Source organism: Lactococcus taiwanensis (assembly GCF_014905395.1).
Classification (GTDB): Bacteria; Bacillota; Bacilli; order Lactobacillales; family Streptococcaceae; genus Lactococcus; species Lactococcus taiwanensis.
The window spans coordinates 20165-36313 of sequence record NZ_BNDT01000008.1 but is presented as its reverse complement, the minus strand read 5'-3'; the positions used below and the strand labels follow the sequence as shown (position 1 = coordinate 36313).

Below are 16149 nucleotides of genomic sequence, written 5' to 3'. Positions count from 1 at the left end.
GTTTATTGTGTCGAATGCTATTGAGTTTCAACCGATTCTTTTAGGATCGGATATTAATGTTTATGGGATGGCGCGCTCGTTCCATGAGGCTTTTGGAATAACCTCCATTGCGCTAAGTGCGTCTGAATTAGCACCCACTAAATATTCAAAAATTGTAGAGGTCAGAAGTCATCCCAACTTTGATCATGAGGAAACGTTCCTTGAAGTCCTCAGGAATTTTGCTGAGCAACATCACTCAGATCACAAAAAATATCTATTGGTGGCTTGTGGGGATGGTTATGCTTTATTAGCTTCTAAACATCGGCAAGAACTGTCTAAGTTTTTCGAAGTTCCTTATATTGACTATTCGCTCTATCAACAATTAGAAAATAAACCTGATTTTTATAACATTTGTGAGCAGTATGGTTTACCTTATCCCAAAACGGTCCTCGTTACGCCAGAGTCCGATATTGATGGACTGGTAGATGCTTTGACTTTCCCTTATCCAATGATTCTAAAACCAGGAAATTCTATCTCCTATTTAGAAGTTCATTTTGAAGGGCAAAAGAAAGCTTTCACCATCAAGGATAGTGAAGAGATGAAACTTATGCTTCATCGTTGTTACGAAGCGGGTTATCCTGATGAAATGATCATTCAGGATTTCATTCCTGGTGGTGACGAAAATATGCGTGTTCTCAATGCATATGTCGATAAGAATCATAAAGTTCGAATGATGTGTTTAGGACACCCTTTATTGGAGGATCCAAGTCCTAAGGCAATTGGTAACTATGTTGGGATATTACCAGATTATAATGAAGCAGTTTATCAACAAATTCAAGATTTTTTGGAAAAGATAGGTTATACTGGTTTTGCCAATTTTGATATGAAATATGACCCTCGAGACGGGTCTTACCGTCTCTTTGAAATTAATTTGCGTCAAGGACGGAGTTCGTTTTACGTGACCTTAAATGGCTATAATTTAGCACAATATCTAGTGGAAGATCGAGTTTTTGATCAACCTTTTACCAAGACTGTTTACGGAAAGGGTTCTAAGTTGTGGTTGGGGGTACCGAAAAAAGTCTTGCTCCAATATGTTAATCCAACTTTTAAAGATGAAATCCAAAATTATATCCAATCAGGAAATTATGGGACGACCTTGTTCTATTCAAAAGATAAATCACCAAAACGGTATCTTTTGATGAAATATGCTTTTCATCGGTATATTGGGGCCTTTAAAACTTACTTCCGAAAATAATGTTTAACATAAAAGAATAACACTAAGAAGGACAGGGGGAGACAATGGAAAACTTCTTTACAATCTTGGGTGGAATGGGAACTCTAGCGACAGAGAGTTTTATTCATACACTGAACCAACGGACCGAAGCCCATCGCGATCAGGATTATTTGAATTATATTGTTGTCAATCATGCTACGATTCCTGACCGGACAGCTTATATTAAAGATTCCTCTTTAGAAAATCCAGAATTGAAACTGATTGATGATATCAAATTGCAAAGTCGTTTAGCTCCAAAGTTTTTTGTCATTCCTTGTAATACGGCTCACTATTATTTTTCGGAGCTTGAAAAGGCAACCGAAATTCCTATTCTCCATATGCCAAGGATAGCTGTCGAAGCTATAGCAACTCATTATCCTGAGGCGAAAAGAGTAGCTGTGCTGGCTACTGAAGGGACAATTCTGACAGGGGTTTACCGTGAAGAGTTAAAAGCACATGGTTATGAGGCAGTTAGTCCAAGTGATGTACTCCAAGAAAAAGTTAATCGATTGATTTACCAAGAAGTTAAAGAGAATAAAAATCTCAATTTTGAGCTCTATCATGAAATTTTATCTGATGTTGCTTCTGAGATGGATTGTGAAGTAACGATTTTAGGTTGTACGGAACTCTCTGTACTTTATGACGCTTATGATTTGACTAAAGAGTTCAATATCATTGATGCACAGGCCGAAACAATACATCGAACTTTAGTGATGATGGGAAAAAAAGATTTAGAAGATGATAAATAAAAAGAAAAGACGTCTGAAAAAGAAAAATCTCCTTTTTGCCCTTTTTGTTATCTCTGTTCTGTGCTTCTTAGTCTGGGCGGTTGTTCACCATTTTCAAAAAGATGAGACTTCCGTTACACCCGCTTCTAAAATAACTTCAAAGTCAGATAGCAAAGGTCGAGAAGATTATGTATTGATGGATACTGGGGATGTCAATCAAATAAAAATCGGAGCCTATCAAGGTTGTGAGACTGTTTCGCTTTATAATGCTTTAGTTTATTTGGGTCAAACACATGGGAAATCAGCTGAGGACTTGATTGATGAGTTAACTCTAGTAGGTTGGGGGGGAGATCCTAACAGTGGTTATGCTGGTAATCCGTGGACTCCCGATAACGAGATTCCAGATGGTGGTTTTCCTACGATTTGGCCTACAGCTTTAATGGCTTTTGCACAGCAAAATGGTGTATCGGTTATCGATTTATCGGGAAAAAGTATGGATGAGATTAAGGCAGCAGTGCTGAAAGAACATCTCGTCGAAATGTGGGTTACGATTGATTTTGCCACACCAAATATTACTTATACTAACTACTATGGCCATCGGGTAGTGACAAATACACATGCTGTACTCTTAGATGGCTATGATGCTAGTAAAGGTGAATTCCATGTGAATGATCCGATTAAAGGAAAATATTGGCTGTCTGAAGCTACAGTAGCTTCTATCTATACAGGGACAAATCAATTTGCTATAGAATTTTTGAAGTGAAATTAGCACTCTAGTAAAAAGAGTGCTAATTTTTTTGCCAAAAGTCAAAAAACATGGTAAAATAGTGCTATTGAAAAATGGATCAAGGAAAGGAAGTGTGTCGTTTAGAGATGAATAATACTGAATATTATGAACGTCTAGGAGTAGATAAAAATGCTAGTCAAGACGAAATAAAAAAAGCATATCGCAAAATGTCAAAAAAATATCACCCTGATTTAAATAAAGAACCGGGTGCTGAGGAAAAATACAAAGAAGTTCAAGAGGCTTACGAAACATTATCAGATGAGCAAAAACGTGCCGCTTATGACCAATATGGTGAAGCTGGAGCCAACGGCGGCTTCGGCGGTGGCGGCTTTGGCGGCTCAGGTGGATTTTCTGGCTTCGGAAGTTCAGGCGGATTTGGTGGATTTGAAGATATTTTCTCTAGCTTCTTTGGCGGCGGGGGTGGACAAGTTAATCCTAACGCCCCACGTCAAGGTGATGATTTGCAATATCGGATTAACTTAAAATTCGAAGAGGCGATCTTTGGTGTGGAAAAGCAAGTTAAGTATAACCGTGAAGAGCTTTGCCACACCTGTGGTGGTTCAGGAGCTAAAGCAGGTACTCATCCCGAAACTTGTCATAAGTGTGGCGGGCGTGGACAAATCAATGTGGTACGTGATACACCCTTGGGTCGGATGCAAACTCAAACGACTTGTGATGTCTGTCATGGTACAGGTAAAGAGATTAAAGAAAAATGTACCACTTGTCATGGTTCTGGACACGAAAAAGTAGCACACACTGTTAAAGTAACTGTGCCTGCTGGTGTCGAAACGGGTCAAAAGATGCGTTTACAAGGACAAGGTGATGCCGGTGTAAACGGGGGTCCTTATGGTGATTTGTATGTGGTTTTCCAAGTAGAAGCCTCAGATAAATTTGAACGTGATGGCTCAGAAATCTACTACAAGATGCCAATGAACTTTGTTCAGGCAGCTTTAGGTGATGAAGTTGAAGTTCCTACTGTGCACGGAAATGTGAAGTTGAAGATTCCTGCAGGGACTCAAACGGGTGCTAATTTCCGCTTGAAAGGGAAAGGTGCTCCTAAATTGCGCGGTTCTGGAAATGGTGATCAGTATGTTATTATTGATATCGTCACACCCAAAAATCTCAACAATGCTCAAAAAGAAGCCTTACAAGCTTTTGCTAAAGCGAGTGGGATTGAAGTTTCAGGCTCAGGGAAAAAAGGTTTCTTTGATAAATTTAAATAAAAAAAGGCCTCAAAAAGGTCTTTTTTTGTATATTGAAAAAGTGGTTAGTAGGTTTTTGAATGTAGTCAAGTGAGAAGTTACTGACAGGCCTGTCAGTAACTTCTGGGGAATAATAAAGGTTTTTTGGTGAGTTTTTGGTATAATAAGGGCATGAAAATTGATAATTATAAGCCTGACTTTTTAGTGGAAGCTGTTTACCAATTGGAACCGGAGCGCTTAAAAGAGCTAGGAATCCGAGTGGTCCTCGTTGATTTAGATAACACATTGATTGCTTGGGATAATCCCGACGGAACGCCAGAACTTTTGGTCTGGCTTTCAGAAATGCGTGTAAACGGTATTCGTGTTATTGTAGTTTCTAATAATAAGCGAACTCGTGTGGCGCGAGCTGTTGAAAAATTTGGTGTGGATTATATTTGGAGAGCGCTCAAGCCTTTTTCTTGGGGAATAAAAAAAGCTTTGAAGCGTTCAGGCGAAAAGCCAGAGCATGTCGTCATGGTTGGAGACCAATTGATGACCGATATTCGAGCCGCTCACCGCGCGGGGATAAGGAGTATTTTGGTACGCCCCTTAGTCGAATCGGATGCTTGGAGCACTAAAGTAAATCGTTGGCGGGAACGTCGGATGTGGAAGAAATTGATCGAGCGTTATGGACAACCTGAGTGGAAAACTAGCCTTTAGAAAAATCGAAAGTTTTTTATTGTGGAAAATAAAATCCACAGGTATATTCTCATAATAGAGGTAATTAGTAAGGATAAAGTGGAAAGTTTTCCACAGAATTGTGAAGTCTTTCCACAAAGTTGTGGAAAACTGTGTAAAACTTTGTGGAGAAATAAAAAACCCTGCCTTTTGGCGGGTTTTAAAATTATTTTTTATTTTTCGTAATAACCGCGTTCTCGATACCAGAGATCAGGCTGCCAAGCCCATTCTCTTCCATCTTTAGCAAGAAGCTCAAAAGCATTGGCTGGTCCCATTGTGCGAGCTGGGTAAGTTGGAATCTCACTCGTTTGATTATCCCATGCTTGTCGAATGACGTCAATCAATTCCCACGCACGAGCCGCTTCTTCCCAATGTGAGAAGTTCGTGCCATCCCCGTTGAGAACATCTAAGAAGAGTTTTTCGTAGGCTTCGGGAGAATTGCCGAGAAATTCGCTGTCATGTCTGAAATTCAAGCGGAAAGGTTCAAGATGGAACCCTTGTCCTGCAGCTTTACCATTCACTGAAAGGGAGAAGCCTTCTGTGGGCTGGATGTAAATAGTCAAGATATTTGGGCTTTGCTCATCATCGCAGTTACCTGCAAAAAGATTGTCGGGATCTTTCTTAAAGACAATGTTAATCCGCGTTCCTTTTTCAGTCATCCGCTTACCTGAGCGGACATAGAAAGGTACGCCAGCCCATCGTTCATTGTCAATCACAAACTTCCCAGCAGCAAAGGTTTCGGTCTGACTATCGGGTGCGACGGAATCTTCTTGGCGGTAGCCACGATAGGTTTCTCCATCGAAATAACCAGCGCTATATTGTCCGCGAACGAAGTTTTCTAAGGCTTCCTCTGCTGTATACTGGCGCATGGCCTTGAGGGCTTTGACCTTTTCTTCAACAATATGTGATTCATCAAATTTTGCAGGACGTTCCATGGCGATGAGGCTGAGGACTTGTAAGACGTGGTTTTGGATCATATCTTTCAAAGCCCCTGAGGTTTCATAATAGCCTCCGCGGTCTTCGACACCGATAAATTCAGCGAAAGTGATTTGAACATTATCAATATGTTCATTGTTCCAGACAGATTCAAAAATTGGATTGGCAAAACGAACAGCAGAGACCGCTTGAATCATTTCTTTTCCTAGATAGTGATCGATACGGAAAATTTGTTCTTCTGTAAAGACTTTAGAGAGACTGTCGTTGAGCGCTTTTGCAGTATCATAACTTGTTCCAAAAGGTTTTTCAATGACAATCCGTTCAAAACCTTCGCCAGTTAATATATGTTCAGATTTAAGATGTTCAGCGATGGTTCCAAAAAATTGAGGAGCCATGGCCAAGAAAAAGACTTGATTGCCCGCTGTTTTGTAGGTGTGACGTAATTTTTCACCGAGCTCTTTTAAGTTAACATAATGAGAACTATCACCGACATCATGGCTTTGGTAGTAGAAATGAGCGGCAAAGGCTTCAGCCTCAGTTTTTGAACGCATGAGGTCTTTGATCGAATCTAAAACTACACCGCGATAGTACTCGTCCGTCCAAGGGCGTCTTGCCGTACCAATTACGGCAAAGTTATCGGCAAGTTCTCCTTTTTTAAAGAGACGAAAAAGTGAAGGGTAGAGCTTGCGTTTTGCAAGATCACCAGTAGCACCAAAAATAGTGAAAAGAGCTTGTTTTTGTTCAGTCATAACGATTTCCTGTTTCTATATTCCTTATGAAATTAGGGGTTTATTAAAGCAAACTGTAAGAACATCGGTCACTTACAGAAAGGGGGGGATTGCAAAAGGTCACTGACAAGCTGGTCAGTAAACTTTTTAGCCATTGGCATTACTTTCATTGACGTAATCCCGCGCGTATTGTTCAATATCTGCCTGAAGTTGAGCTTTCATTTCTTGAAATTCAGACTCACTGTAGTCTCGCTCAGCAATTTTAGCATTGTAATATGGAAGCGCGAGCTCTTGGCGCAGGCGCTGCTCTAATTCTTTTCTGTTCATTTCAACCTCCCAAAGGGGTTTCACACTGCTTTGTGAAACACTAATCTTATTTAAAATTATATCATAAAACAAGGGTGAAAAATGAGCAAAAGATTTTGACTTACTGATGGAGCTGTCAGTTGAAGTGCAGCTTTGAGAAGTTTTTGATAAAATAGAGAAAGATTGGAGAAAATATGTCTTTATTAGCTTTTACACTCTGCATGTTGCTTTTAGGCTTCGTGGCAGGAGTTTTTGGCTCTATTTTAGGGTTAGGCGGTGGGATCATTATCACACCGATTATTACAACTTTTTTTGGAGTTGATATAAAATATGCAATTGGTGCAAGTATCGTAGCAGTCATTGCAACAAGTTCGGGGGCGGCCATTTCTTATCTGAAAGATGATATGATCAATGTGCGCGCCGCCATGTTCTTAGAAATTTTTACCACTATTGGTGGGCTTGTGGGAGCTATCTTAGCAGGCTTCTTTGATGCAACCATCTTGAATATCCTCTTTGGATGCCTTTTAGTCTTTCAAGGTTATAATATGTGGAAGAAATTGCATAAAGGTGAAGAAGTCCTTCAAAATGCGCAAGCAGATAAAGTGGCTGAAAAATTGAAATTAAATTCCAGCTATTATGATAAACAGCTTGGTAAGGAAGTGCCTTATCAAGTAGAAAAAGTTCCAGCAGGTGCTGGTGTTATGCTAGGCGCTGGGGTGGCTTCTGGTTTACTAGGAATCGGTTCGGGTGTATTTAAGGTCATGGCGATGGATTCCATGATGAAAATGCCTCTAAAAGCTTCCACGGCAACGTCAAATTTGATGATAGGGGTAACAGCTGCAGCTTCTGCGACGGTTTATTTCTTTAATGGTTATGTGGATCCTACTTTAGCAGGTCCACTCGCCATTGGTATCGTCGGAGGAGCCGCATTAGGTTCTAAAATTATGCCCAAATTACCTGCGAAAACGATTCGTATCATCTTTATTCCTGTCATTTTAATTATGGCGTTACAAATGTTGCTTAAAGGATTGGGGGTAACTTTCTGATGAAAAATGAAGAAATGACTAAAGAAGAACTCTTGAAAATTGAGCGCAACATCGGTAAAATACTGCGAGCGGGTGTATTTGTGAGCTCTGCGGTAATTATTGTCGGAATTCTCATGTTTGTATTGACGGGACATTCCGGGTATGCAACGGGCGTGTGGCCTGTGCGCTTTGACGCTATCTTATCTGGCTTGGTCGGTTTTAAAGCTTTGGCGTGGTTAATGACGGGTTTATTTTTATTGATTTTAACTCCAGTTTTGCGTGTCGTGGCCTCCATCTTTTCTTTTGCAAGAGAAGGGGATAAACTGTATGTAGCAATCACGACCTTAGTTCTGGTTATTTTATTAGTTGCCATGATTATTGGTCACGGTGGAGCCTAAATAAAAAAGAAACACCTCTTTAGATGGGGTGTTTCTTTTTTATTTTTAGGGCTTTTGCCTTAGGGCATAGGCCAATCTCAAGCTTGCATTTTTATAATGAAACTGTTATCATATAAAATATTGGGGAAGTGGTGGAATGGCAGACACGCATGCTTCAGGTGCATGTGCTCGAAAGAGCGTGAGGGTTCAAATCCCTTCTTCCCCATCAAAAACACAAAGGGACGGTTGGCTGGGTGCCAACTGTTTTTTGTATAAAATAAGAAGGGATATAAAAGTTTGCAAAGACTAACGAAAGAAGCATTGCAAGCCCTCATTGATGAGCAGCCACTGCGTTCCTTATCGAGTATAGGAGCCATGACTGGTCAGTCCCGTGGGGCGATTGAAAAATTATTAAAAACGTATCAGCTTGAGGATTACCGCAATCGAAAAATTAAACGATTGCGGGGTCCTAAATCAAGAAAACGACGTGATATTCAAAATTAAGCGAGGAAAGAAGGAACAGATATGGCAAAAATCGCATTTATAGGTACAGGCGTGATGGGAGCTGCAATGGCAGGGCATCTGATGGATGCTGGTCATGACTTAATTGTCTATAACCGGACAAAATCGAAAACAGATGACTTAGTAGCACGTGGAGCGAGCTATGCACGAAGTCCAAAATTGGCAGCTGAAAAAGCTGATTTCGTGATTACAATTGTAGGATATCCGAAGGATGTACGAGAAGTTTACTTTGGGACGGAGGGCATTTTTCAAAATGAGCTTTCGGGTAAGGTGCTGATTGATATGACTACGACTGAACCTACTTTGGCTAAAGAAATTTACACAGAAGCTGCTAAAAAAGAGGCAAGTGCGCTTGATGCGCCTGTTTCTGGTGGAGATTTAGGAGCTAAAAAAGCTACTTTAACCATTATGGTGGGTGGAGATGAGACTACTTATGATAAGGCTTATCCGCTGTTTGAAGCAATGGGGAAAACCATTACGCTCCAAGGTCCCGCGGGGAGTGGTCAGCACACTAAAATGGCTAATCAAATTTGTATTGCAGGAACAATGACGGGGATGACAGAGCTACTTGTCTATGCTCAAAAAGCAGGACTAGACTTGGAAAAAGTATTAACAACAGTCGGTGGCGGTTCTGGTGCCACATGGTCACTTGCCAATTATGCACCGCGCATTTTACGCGAAGACTACAGTGCAGGATTTTTTGTTAAACATTTCATCAAAGATTTAGGAATTGCCCTTGCTGAAGCGCAAAAGATGGGGCTGGAGCTTCCAGCCACTGCTCAAGCTAAGAAGCTTTACGATCAGCTCGCTGACAAAGGCTTTGAAAATGATGGAACGCAAGCTTTGATTAAACTGTGGTGGGATCAAGGACATCTTCCAAAATAAGCAAAAAAGTTACTGACAGCTCTGTCAGTAACTTTTTCATTTAAAAGACGTCATCATTGAATCTCAATCCGATGCGCGCTTTGTGTGGAGGACGATTTTGGTAAGTTGAGCGTCAGGACACCACCGTCATACTTGGCTGTGATGTGATCGCGCTCAACATTTGGCAAATGGTAAGAACGACTATAAGAGCCATAGTAGCGTTCGCTGTGGATGATTTCACCATCCTCATTCTTTTCTTCATTGGCTTTTTCTTGTTTACCAGATACACTCAGTATACCGTTCTCGTATTCTATCGCAATATTTTCTTTCTTTAAGCCAGGCAAATCAATTTTGACGCTGTAAGCCGTATCTGATTCGGAAACATCTGTTTTCATCGTCATTTGACGGTTAGAAGCAGGAAAACTAAAGCCATTTTTGAAGAAATTTCGACCGAAATGATTAAAGAAATCATCTCCAAAATCCATCCAATTGTTTTGATTGTTCATCAAATCGTTTGACATTGTAATACCTCCTCTAATAATAAAGATGGGAGTTCTACCGCCAAAAAAGCAGTACGATTAGTGTTTTGTTGGGGTGAAACTCCAGTTATCCTTTGGGTTATCTCTTAACCCTACACTTCTATTATAGTCAGTATTGGTCAAACTTTCAAGAAAAAAGCTCAAAAATTAGCACTTCGATACAGAGAGTGCTAATTCCTTTATCATAAGGCTACTGATGGATTGGTCAAAAAATGTTATAATTAAGCGGAGAAGTCATGAGGATTTAATGATGAATAGGAAAAAAGAGATAAAGCCATCGTCAGAGCTGACGGATATTAAGCAGGTATATGACCGTCAGGTAGAGCGTCTGGTCCATAAAATAAAAACGTTAGACTATGTTCAGGACTTTCAAAAAGCAGAAACCCATTTGATGGCTGAGAAGGAACTTTTTGAAACCCAAGAAGAAATGAAACAATTACAAAAAGAGGCCACCCTCTACCAAAAAATAGGAAAAAATCAGGCTTATAAAGAGACTGCTCAGGCGGCACAAAAGCTGGAAAAAAAAATTAAACATCATCCTATCGTGGAAGATTATGCGATGAAATTGGAAAATGTTAATGATTTAGTTCAGTATGTAACCGGTCAAATTGAGGAAAAAGTGAATAGTCTTTTAAAAACGGATGAGTAAAGTGCTTACTGACCAGCCTGTCAGTAATAAAAACTTATAAAGCAATTACTGACCACTTGGTCAGTGAAAAATAACGAGAAAAGAGAGAGAAATGGCTGAGAAAATATCACCAGGAATGCAACAGTACTTGGATATCAAAAAAGATTATCCAGATGCTTTTTTGCTCTTTCGGATGGGCGATTTTTATGAACTTTTCTATGAGGATGCAGTTAATGCCGCGCAAATCTTAGAGCTGACGCTGACCTCTCGCAATAAGAATTCTGCACAGCCCATACCAATGGCAGGCGTCCCTCATCACGCCGCAACTGAATACATCGATAAACTCGTTAATTTGGGTTACAAAGTAGCAGTGGCGGAGCAAATGGAGGACCCTAAAAAAGCGGTAGGAATCGTGAAACGTGCTGTGACACAGGTCATCACACCTGGTACAACGATTGATCATGCGAATGCTGTGGACAATAATTTCCTAGTTGCTATTGAGCAACAAGCACAGCATTTTGCACTGTCATATATGGATTTGTCCACAGGCGAATTTAAGGTAACGGTCTTGCAAGATTTTTCTGCAGTAGTGGGAGAAATTGCCTCACTCAAAGCGCGTGAAGTGGTCATCGGATTTTTATTAGATGAGTCCCAGAAAAAGATTTTGGATAAGCAAATGAATTTGCTGCTTTCGGAGCAACTTGACCTACCTGAAACACTCCAGATGGAGCAGGGGGACCTCTCTGCCATTGAAGAACGGGTAGCTTTGAAGCTGTTAGCTTACGTCAAGCGTACACAAATGAGAGACTTGAGCCATTTACAAGAGGTTGAGCATTACGAGATTAAAGACTTTTTGCAGATGGATTTTGCCACTAAAACTTCTCTGGAGTTGACAGTGAATAAACGAGAAAATAAAAAGCATGGCACGCTCTATTGGTTATTAGATGAGACGAAGACGGCCATGGGAACCAGAATGTTACGCACATGGATTGAGCGCCCTTTGATTTCTGAAGTAGCCATAACTAAACGGATGGCAATCGTACAGCTCTTTTTGGATCATTTCTTTGAACGTTCCGATTTGATTGAAGCACTAAAAGGGGTCTATGATTTAGAACGTTTAGCTTCGCGTGTATCATTTGGGAAAGCTCTCCCCGTTGATTTTTTACAGCTTGCACATTCGTTATCGAATGTTCCTGCAATAAAAAATATCTTGGAGTTGCTACCACAAGAACAGATGAAGCAACTTATAGAACGTTTAGATGCCCTTCCAGAGCTTGCGGATTTAATCCATCAGTCAATCAGTGAAGAAGCTTCTCGAACCATTACCGAGGGTGGTATCATTAAAACGGGTTATCATCCTCAATTAGATAAATACCGGGAAGCCTTAGAAAATGGCACCTCTTGGATTGCTCAGTTAGAGGCTACTGAAAAAGCACGTACGGGGATTTCCACTTTACGGATTGATTATAATCGCAAAGATGGCTACTATTTTCACATCACTCAGAGCCAACTGGATAGCGTACCTGAGCATTTTTTCCGTAAAGCAACGCTTAAAAATTCTGAGCGCTTCGGCTCACAAGAGTTAACGGAAATCGAAGAAATTATGTTAGAAGCTCGGGAGAAATCTAGCATACTTGAATACGAACTCTTTATGAGTGTGAGGGATCAAACAGAGCAGTATATCTCGAGGCTCCAAGCTTTAGCTAAGACCATTGCTGAAATAGATTGCCTACAAAGTCTCGCCGTCGTTGCTGAAAAGCAAGGCTATGTCCGGCCTGTTCTCACTGAAAATTCTAGACACGTTGAGATAAAAGCTGGCCGTCACGCTGTCGTTGAAGCGGTCATGGGTGCTCAAGAATATGTGCCGAATGACATCGCACTACCAGAACAAACGGATATTCAATTGATCACAGGGCCTAATATGTCTGGGAAGTCAACTTATATGCGTCAATTTGCTTTAACGGTCATCATGGCTCAAATTGGTTCTTTTGTGCCTGCCGAAAGTGCGGCTCTTCCTATTTTTGATGCCATCTTCACTCGTATCGGCGCAAGTGATAATTTGATTTCCGGTGAGTCAACATTTATGGTCGAAATGTCAGAGGCCAATCATGCGATTCAGAAGGCGACAAGTCGAAGCTTGATTATTTTTGATGAATTGGGGCGCGGAACGGCAACCTATGATGGGATGGCCCTCGCCCAAGCAATTATCGAGTATGTGCATGAGCATATTGGGGCAAAAACGCTTTTTGCAACACATTACCATGAACTCACAGAACTGGATCAGACCTTGGAACATCTGGATAATGTCCACGTCGCCACCTTGGAACAAAATGGTAATGTCACCTTCTTGCATAAAATTACAGAAGGGCCAGCTGATAAATCTTATGGGATTCATGTTGCTAAAATTGCAGGGCTTCCTAGTGATTTGCTTGAGCGTGCTGATTTAATTCTCCAAAAATTGGAAAATAAACCTTTACCTGCAAAAAAAGTAGAAGCGCAAGAGGAACAACTTAGCCTTTTTGACATCGATGAAAATTATTCGGAAATCATCGATAAACTTAAAGACCTGAATGTAGATAATATGACCGCACGGGAGGCTCTAAACTTCTTATGGGAGTTAAAGGATGCTTTGTGAGGGGAGATTGCACGTATAATTTTGAAATCCCAGCTTGAATTGTTAAAATAAGGAGAGAAAAAGGTTATAATAAGCATAAAGCCCACGTTTCACTGCAGAGCACCTAAGGAGGTACAGTATGGAAAAAGAAAACCCACAGCACCCTGATAACACACCTAAAGAGCCAGAAGTAGGTCCTGAAATGCCAGTTCCAGAGCCAACGCTCGTTCCGTCCCCAGAAGCCCCAGAAGTTAGCCCTGAGCCAGAGATTCCTCATCCAAAACCTGAACCGGCTCCAGGTCCGGAAGTGCCCCAACCCCAGACAATCCCCGAGGTACCGAACCCCCAACCAGAAATCATGCCTGACCGACCTGTAACGACCCAGCCTGAAACTGTGGAACCATTCATTTCGCAGAAGCAAAGTGAAGAGCGAGGAACCGCACAAGATACTGCCACTACTCAAGCAGTTCCTTATGCGGATCTGCCCAATTCTTCAGCATTCGCAAATACAGGCATTAAACCTAAGTGGAACTGGGGTGCTTTCTCTTTTACCATGTGGTTTGGGATTGCGAATCGGGCCTATCTTGGTTTGCTAATTCTTATCGGTCTGATTCCTTGGATTGGTTGGATTTTTGCTATTGTTTGGATGATTGTGTATGGCTTTAATGGAGAAAAATGGGCACTTGAGAACAGAAGCAATCACTACCGTGATGAAGAGGAATTTCGGAAAATTATGGATGGTTGGAACCGTGCAGGTTTAATTGCTTTCATCGTTGGGATTGCTGCCTTGCTTTTAGTAATTCTTCTCTTTTCTGTTATAGCGATGGTCATTTTCAATAACATGCATTTTATTGAAGATCAATTTAATCAAAATTACAATAGCTTTAGCAACTATTGAGTAAAAAATCAAAAGCGGGACGACCGCTTTTTGTGTTATAATTAGTATTAATTTTCATGTAGGAAGAGAGCGAGGATTTTGTGGGAAAAATTGTAGAACTAAATGAAGCACTCGCCAACCAAATCGCGGCTGGTGAGGTTGTAGAACGTCCAGCCAGTGTGGTCAAAGAATTAGTAGAAAATTCAATTGATGCTGGTAGCACCAAAATCATTGTGAGCATTGAAGAAGCAGGGCTCAAAAAGATTGAGGTAACAGATAACGGATCGGGTTTGGAAAAAGAGGACGTAGCATTGGCTTTACGTCGTCACGCCACTAGTAAAATTAAAACAGCGTCGGACTTATTTCGGATACGGACGCTTGGTTTCCGAGGAGAGGCACTTCCGTCCATCGCTTCGGTCAGTCTGCTAACCCTAGAAACCAGTCATGCTAAGGAAAATGCGGGAACGAAGTTGTTTGCTAAGGGAGGTGTAATTGAAAGTATTGAACCTCTTGCTCAAAGAGTTGGTACAAAAATTGTAGTGGCAGATCTTTTTTATAATACACCTGCACGCCTTAAATACATTAAATCACTTCAAGCAGAATTGTCTCATATCACTGATATCCTCAACCGTTTGAGTTTGGCACATCCTGAGATTTCCTTTACTTTAATTAATGAAGGACGTGAATATTTAAAAACTGCCGGCAATGGAGATTTACGCCAAGTAATTGCCTCCATCTATGGTATAGCCACAGCCAAAAAAATGAGGCAGATTCAGGGAGCAGACTTGGATTTTGAGCTAACGGGATATGTGAGCCTACCAGAGTTAAGTCGAGCCAATCGCAATTATATTACTCTCCTGATTAATGGTCGTTTTATAAAAAACTTCTTATTGAATCGAGCAATTTTAGAAGGCTATGGCAATCGCTTAATGGTGGGACGCTTTCCGATTGCTGTTTTGTCCATTCAAATTGATCCTCATCTGGCTGACGTGAATGTTCATCCGACGAAGCAGGAAGTTCGTTTGTCTAAAGAGCGTGAATTGATGCGATTGATCACAGGGGCAATTGATGCCGCACTTTCGCAAGGTGTGCTTATCCCTGAAGCTCTAGATAATTTGCAAGGGCAGAAAAAACAAACTCCAAGCTCATCGGCGATTCAAACGGAACTTCCTTTACAGAATGTGCCACTTCATTATGATAAGATTCGGCAGGATTTCTATGTGAATGAGGAAGCTACCTTTGTTGCTAAGCCAAAAGTTGACACCAATCTCACTGACCAAGTGGTCAGTCCTTCTTTATCAGTCGATCAAGGGTCCGATACGTTAGCAAGGGAGGAGGAAAGCAATGAACAAGTGGCGTCGGTTGCCACTTCACAAAGCAGCGCCCAATTTCCTCAACTCGATTATTTAGCGCAACTTCATGCGACCTATCTGCTTTGTCAAGCCCCTGAAGGGCTCTATCTTGTCGATCAGCATGCAGCTCAAGAACGCATAAAGTATGAGTATTGGCGCGATAAGATTGGAGAGGTTAGCATGGAGCAACAAGTCTTGCTCGCCCCCTACCTCTTTACTTTACCTAAAAATGAATTTTTACTCGTTGATGAACACAAGGCTATTTTGCACGAAGCAGGGATTTATTTAGAAACTTATGGGGAACAACAATTTATTCTCCGGGAACATCCGGTCTGGCTAAAAGAAAACGAGCTGGAAGAAACGATTAATGAGATGATGGCAATTCTCATCTCTCACCAGGATTTTTCGTTGAAGAAGTACCGGCACGATCTTGCAGCGATGGTGGCTTGTAAAAGTTCAATTAAGGCCAATCATCCGTTAGATGCCGTGTCGGCCCGTGCTTTATTAAGTGACTTGGCAAAGTGTCAAAATCCGTACAGTTGCGCCCACGGCCGCCCTACTATCGTCCACTTTTCAACAGACGATGTTCAAAAAATGTTTCGGCGTATTCAGGAAACGCATCGCTCCAAAGCTGCAAGCTGGAAAGATTTTGAGTAAGTGTCCCTTAAAAAGTTAATGACAGAGCTGTCAGTAAC

16 protein-coding genes and 1 tRNA gene are annotated in these 16149 nt (G+C 41.1%); 14 read left to right on the top strand and 3 right to left on the bottom strand.

Annotated features, from left to right (window positions below):
* The first annotated feature begins 7 nt into the window (after window positions 1–7).
* From JKP71_RS09085 to JKP71_RS09065, 5 genes are all read left to right on the top strand, one after another.
* Complete coding sequence (locus JKP71_RS09085) at window positions 8–1234, top strand: carboxylate--amine ligase (protein WP_200407762.1); 1227 nt, start codon at window positions 8–10, stop codon at window positions 1232–1234.
* A 44-nt stretch (window positions 1235–1278) separates the two neighbouring features.
* The gene (locus JKP71_RS09080; RefSeq protein ID WP_075526004.1) at window positions 1279–2001 is read left to right on the top strand and encodes an amino acid racemase; all 723 of its coding nucleotides are present in this window, start codon (window positions 1279–1281) and stop codon (window positions 1999–2001) included.
* The gene (locus JKP71_RS09075; RefSeq protein WP_075526003.1) at window positions 1991–2743 is read left to right on the top strand and encodes a C39 family peptidase; all 753 of its coding nucleotides are present in this window, start codon (window positions 1991–1993) and stop codon (window positions 2741–2743) included. The genes JKP71_RS09080 and JKP71_RS09075 overlap by 11 nt, the downstream gene beginning before the upstream one ends.
* 110 nt (window positions 2744–2853) lie before the next feature.
* Window positions 2854–3990 (top strand): molecular chaperone DnaJ, encoded by a 1137-nt coding sequence (gene dnaJ / locus JKP71_RS09070; protein WP_075526002.1) that lies wholly within the window; start codon window positions 2854–2856, stop codon window positions 3988–3990.
* Between the two features lie 150 nt (window positions 3991–4140).
* Complete coding sequence (locus JKP71_RS09065) at window positions 4141–4668, top strand: YqeG family HAD IIIA-type phosphatase (RefSeq protein WP_075526001.1); 528 nt, start codon at window positions 4141–4143, stop codon at window positions 4666–4668.
* Window positions 4669–4859: 191 nt separating this feature from the next.
* On the opposite strand, the gene zwf is transcribed toward JKP71_RS09065, so the two are convergent.
* Both zwf and JKP71_RS09055 read right to left on the bottom strand, forming a co-directional pair.
* The gene (zwf, locus tag JKP71_RS09060; protein ID WP_200407761.1) at window positions 4860–6371 is read right to left on the bottom strand and encodes a glucose-6-phosphate dehydrogenase; all 1512 of its coding nucleotides are present in this window, start codon (window positions 6369–6371) and stop codon (window positions 4860–4862) included.
* A 126-nt stretch (window positions 6372–6497) separates the two neighbouring features.
* Window positions 6498–6677 carry a hypothetical protein gene (locus tag JKP71_RS09055; protein WP_075525999.1) on the bottom strand — a complete coding sequence of 60 codons (180 nt, stop codon included), beginning with the start codon at window positions 6675–6677 and terminating at the stop codon, window positions 6498–6500.
* Window positions 6678–6850: 173 nt separating this feature from the next.
* On the opposite strand from JKP71_RS09055, the gene JKP71_RS09050 reads away from it, so the two are divergent.
* The 5 genes from JKP71_RS09050 to JKP71_RS09030 all read left to right on the top strand — a co-directional run bounded on the left by JKP71_RS09050 (window position 6851) and on the right by JKP71_RS09030 (window position 9465).
* Window positions 6851–7702 (top strand): sulfite exporter TauE/SafE family protein, encoded by an 852-nt coding sequence (locus tag JKP71_RS09050; protein WP_075525998.1) that lies wholly within the window; start codon window positions 6851–6853, stop codon window positions 7700–7702.
* Window positions 7702–8079, top strand: a complete 378-nt coding sequence (locus JKP71_RS09045; RefSeq protein WP_200407760.1) for a DUF1634 domain-containing protein — start codon at window positions 7702–7704, stop codon at window positions 8077–8079. Before JKP71_RS09050 ends, JKP71_RS09045 begins: the two co-directional genes overlap by 1 nt.
* A 122-nt stretch (window positions 8080–8201) precedes the next feature.
* Window positions 8202–8284 (top strand) — tRNA-Leu (locus JKP71_RS09040).
* A gap of 71 nt (window positions 8285–8355) precedes the next feature.
* Window positions 8356–8562 carry a hypothetical protein gene (locus JKP71_RS09035; RefSeq protein WP_200407759.1) on the top strand — a complete coding sequence of 69 codons (207 nt, stop codon included), beginning with the start codon at window positions 8356–8358 and terminating at the stop codon, window positions 8560–8562.
* A gap of 21 nt (window positions 8563–8583) precedes the next feature.
* Window positions 8584–9465: an NAD(P)-dependent oxidoreductase gene (locus JKP71_RS09030; protein WP_200407758.1), complete on the top strand. Its 882-nt coding sequence runs from the start codon at window positions 8584–8586 to the stop codon at window positions 9463–9465.
* Between the two features lie 53 nt (window positions 9466–9518).
* On the opposite strand, the gene JKP71_RS09025 is transcribed toward JKP71_RS09030, so the two are convergent.
* A complete protein-coding gene (locus tag JKP71_RS09025; protein ID WP_075525996.1) occupies window positions 9519–9965 on the bottom strand; it encodes an Hsp20/alpha crystallin family protein in 447 nt (148 codons plus the stop codon).
* A gap of 265 nt (window positions 9966–10230) precedes the next feature.
* On the opposite strand from JKP71_RS09025, the gene JKP71_RS09020 reads away from it, so the two are divergent.
* The 4 genes from JKP71_RS09020 to mutL all read left to right on the top strand — a co-directional run bounded on the left by JKP71_RS09020 (window position 10231) and on the right by mutL (window position 16111).
* On the top strand, window positions 10231–10632 hold the full coding sequence (locus tag JKP71_RS09020; RefSeq protein ID WP_234446129.1) for a YlbF family regulator: 402 nt from the start codon (window positions 10231–10233) through the stop codon (window positions 10630–10632).
* A 91-nt stretch (window positions 10633–10723) separates the two neighbouring features.
* Window positions 10724–13246: a DNA mismatch repair protein MutS gene (gene mutS / locus JKP71_RS09015; RefSeq protein WP_200407757.1), complete on the top strand. Its 2523-nt coding sequence runs from the start codon at window positions 10724–10726 to the stop codon at window positions 13244–13246.
* Window positions 13247–13364: 118 nt separating this feature from the next.
* Window positions 13365–14123, top strand: coding sequence for a hypothetical protein (locus JKP71_RS09605; protein WP_234446128.1), 759 nt, complete (start codon window positions 13365–13367; stop codon window positions 14121–14123).
* An 80-nt stretch (window positions 14124–14203) separates the two neighbouring features.
* Window positions 14204–16111 (top strand): DNA mismatch repair endonuclease MutL, encoded by a 1908-nt coding sequence (gene mutL / locus JKP71_RS09005; protein ID WP_200407756.1) that lies wholly within the window; start codon window positions 14204–14206, stop codon window positions 16109–16111.
* The last annotated feature ends 38 nt before the right edge of the window (window positions 16112–16149 follow it).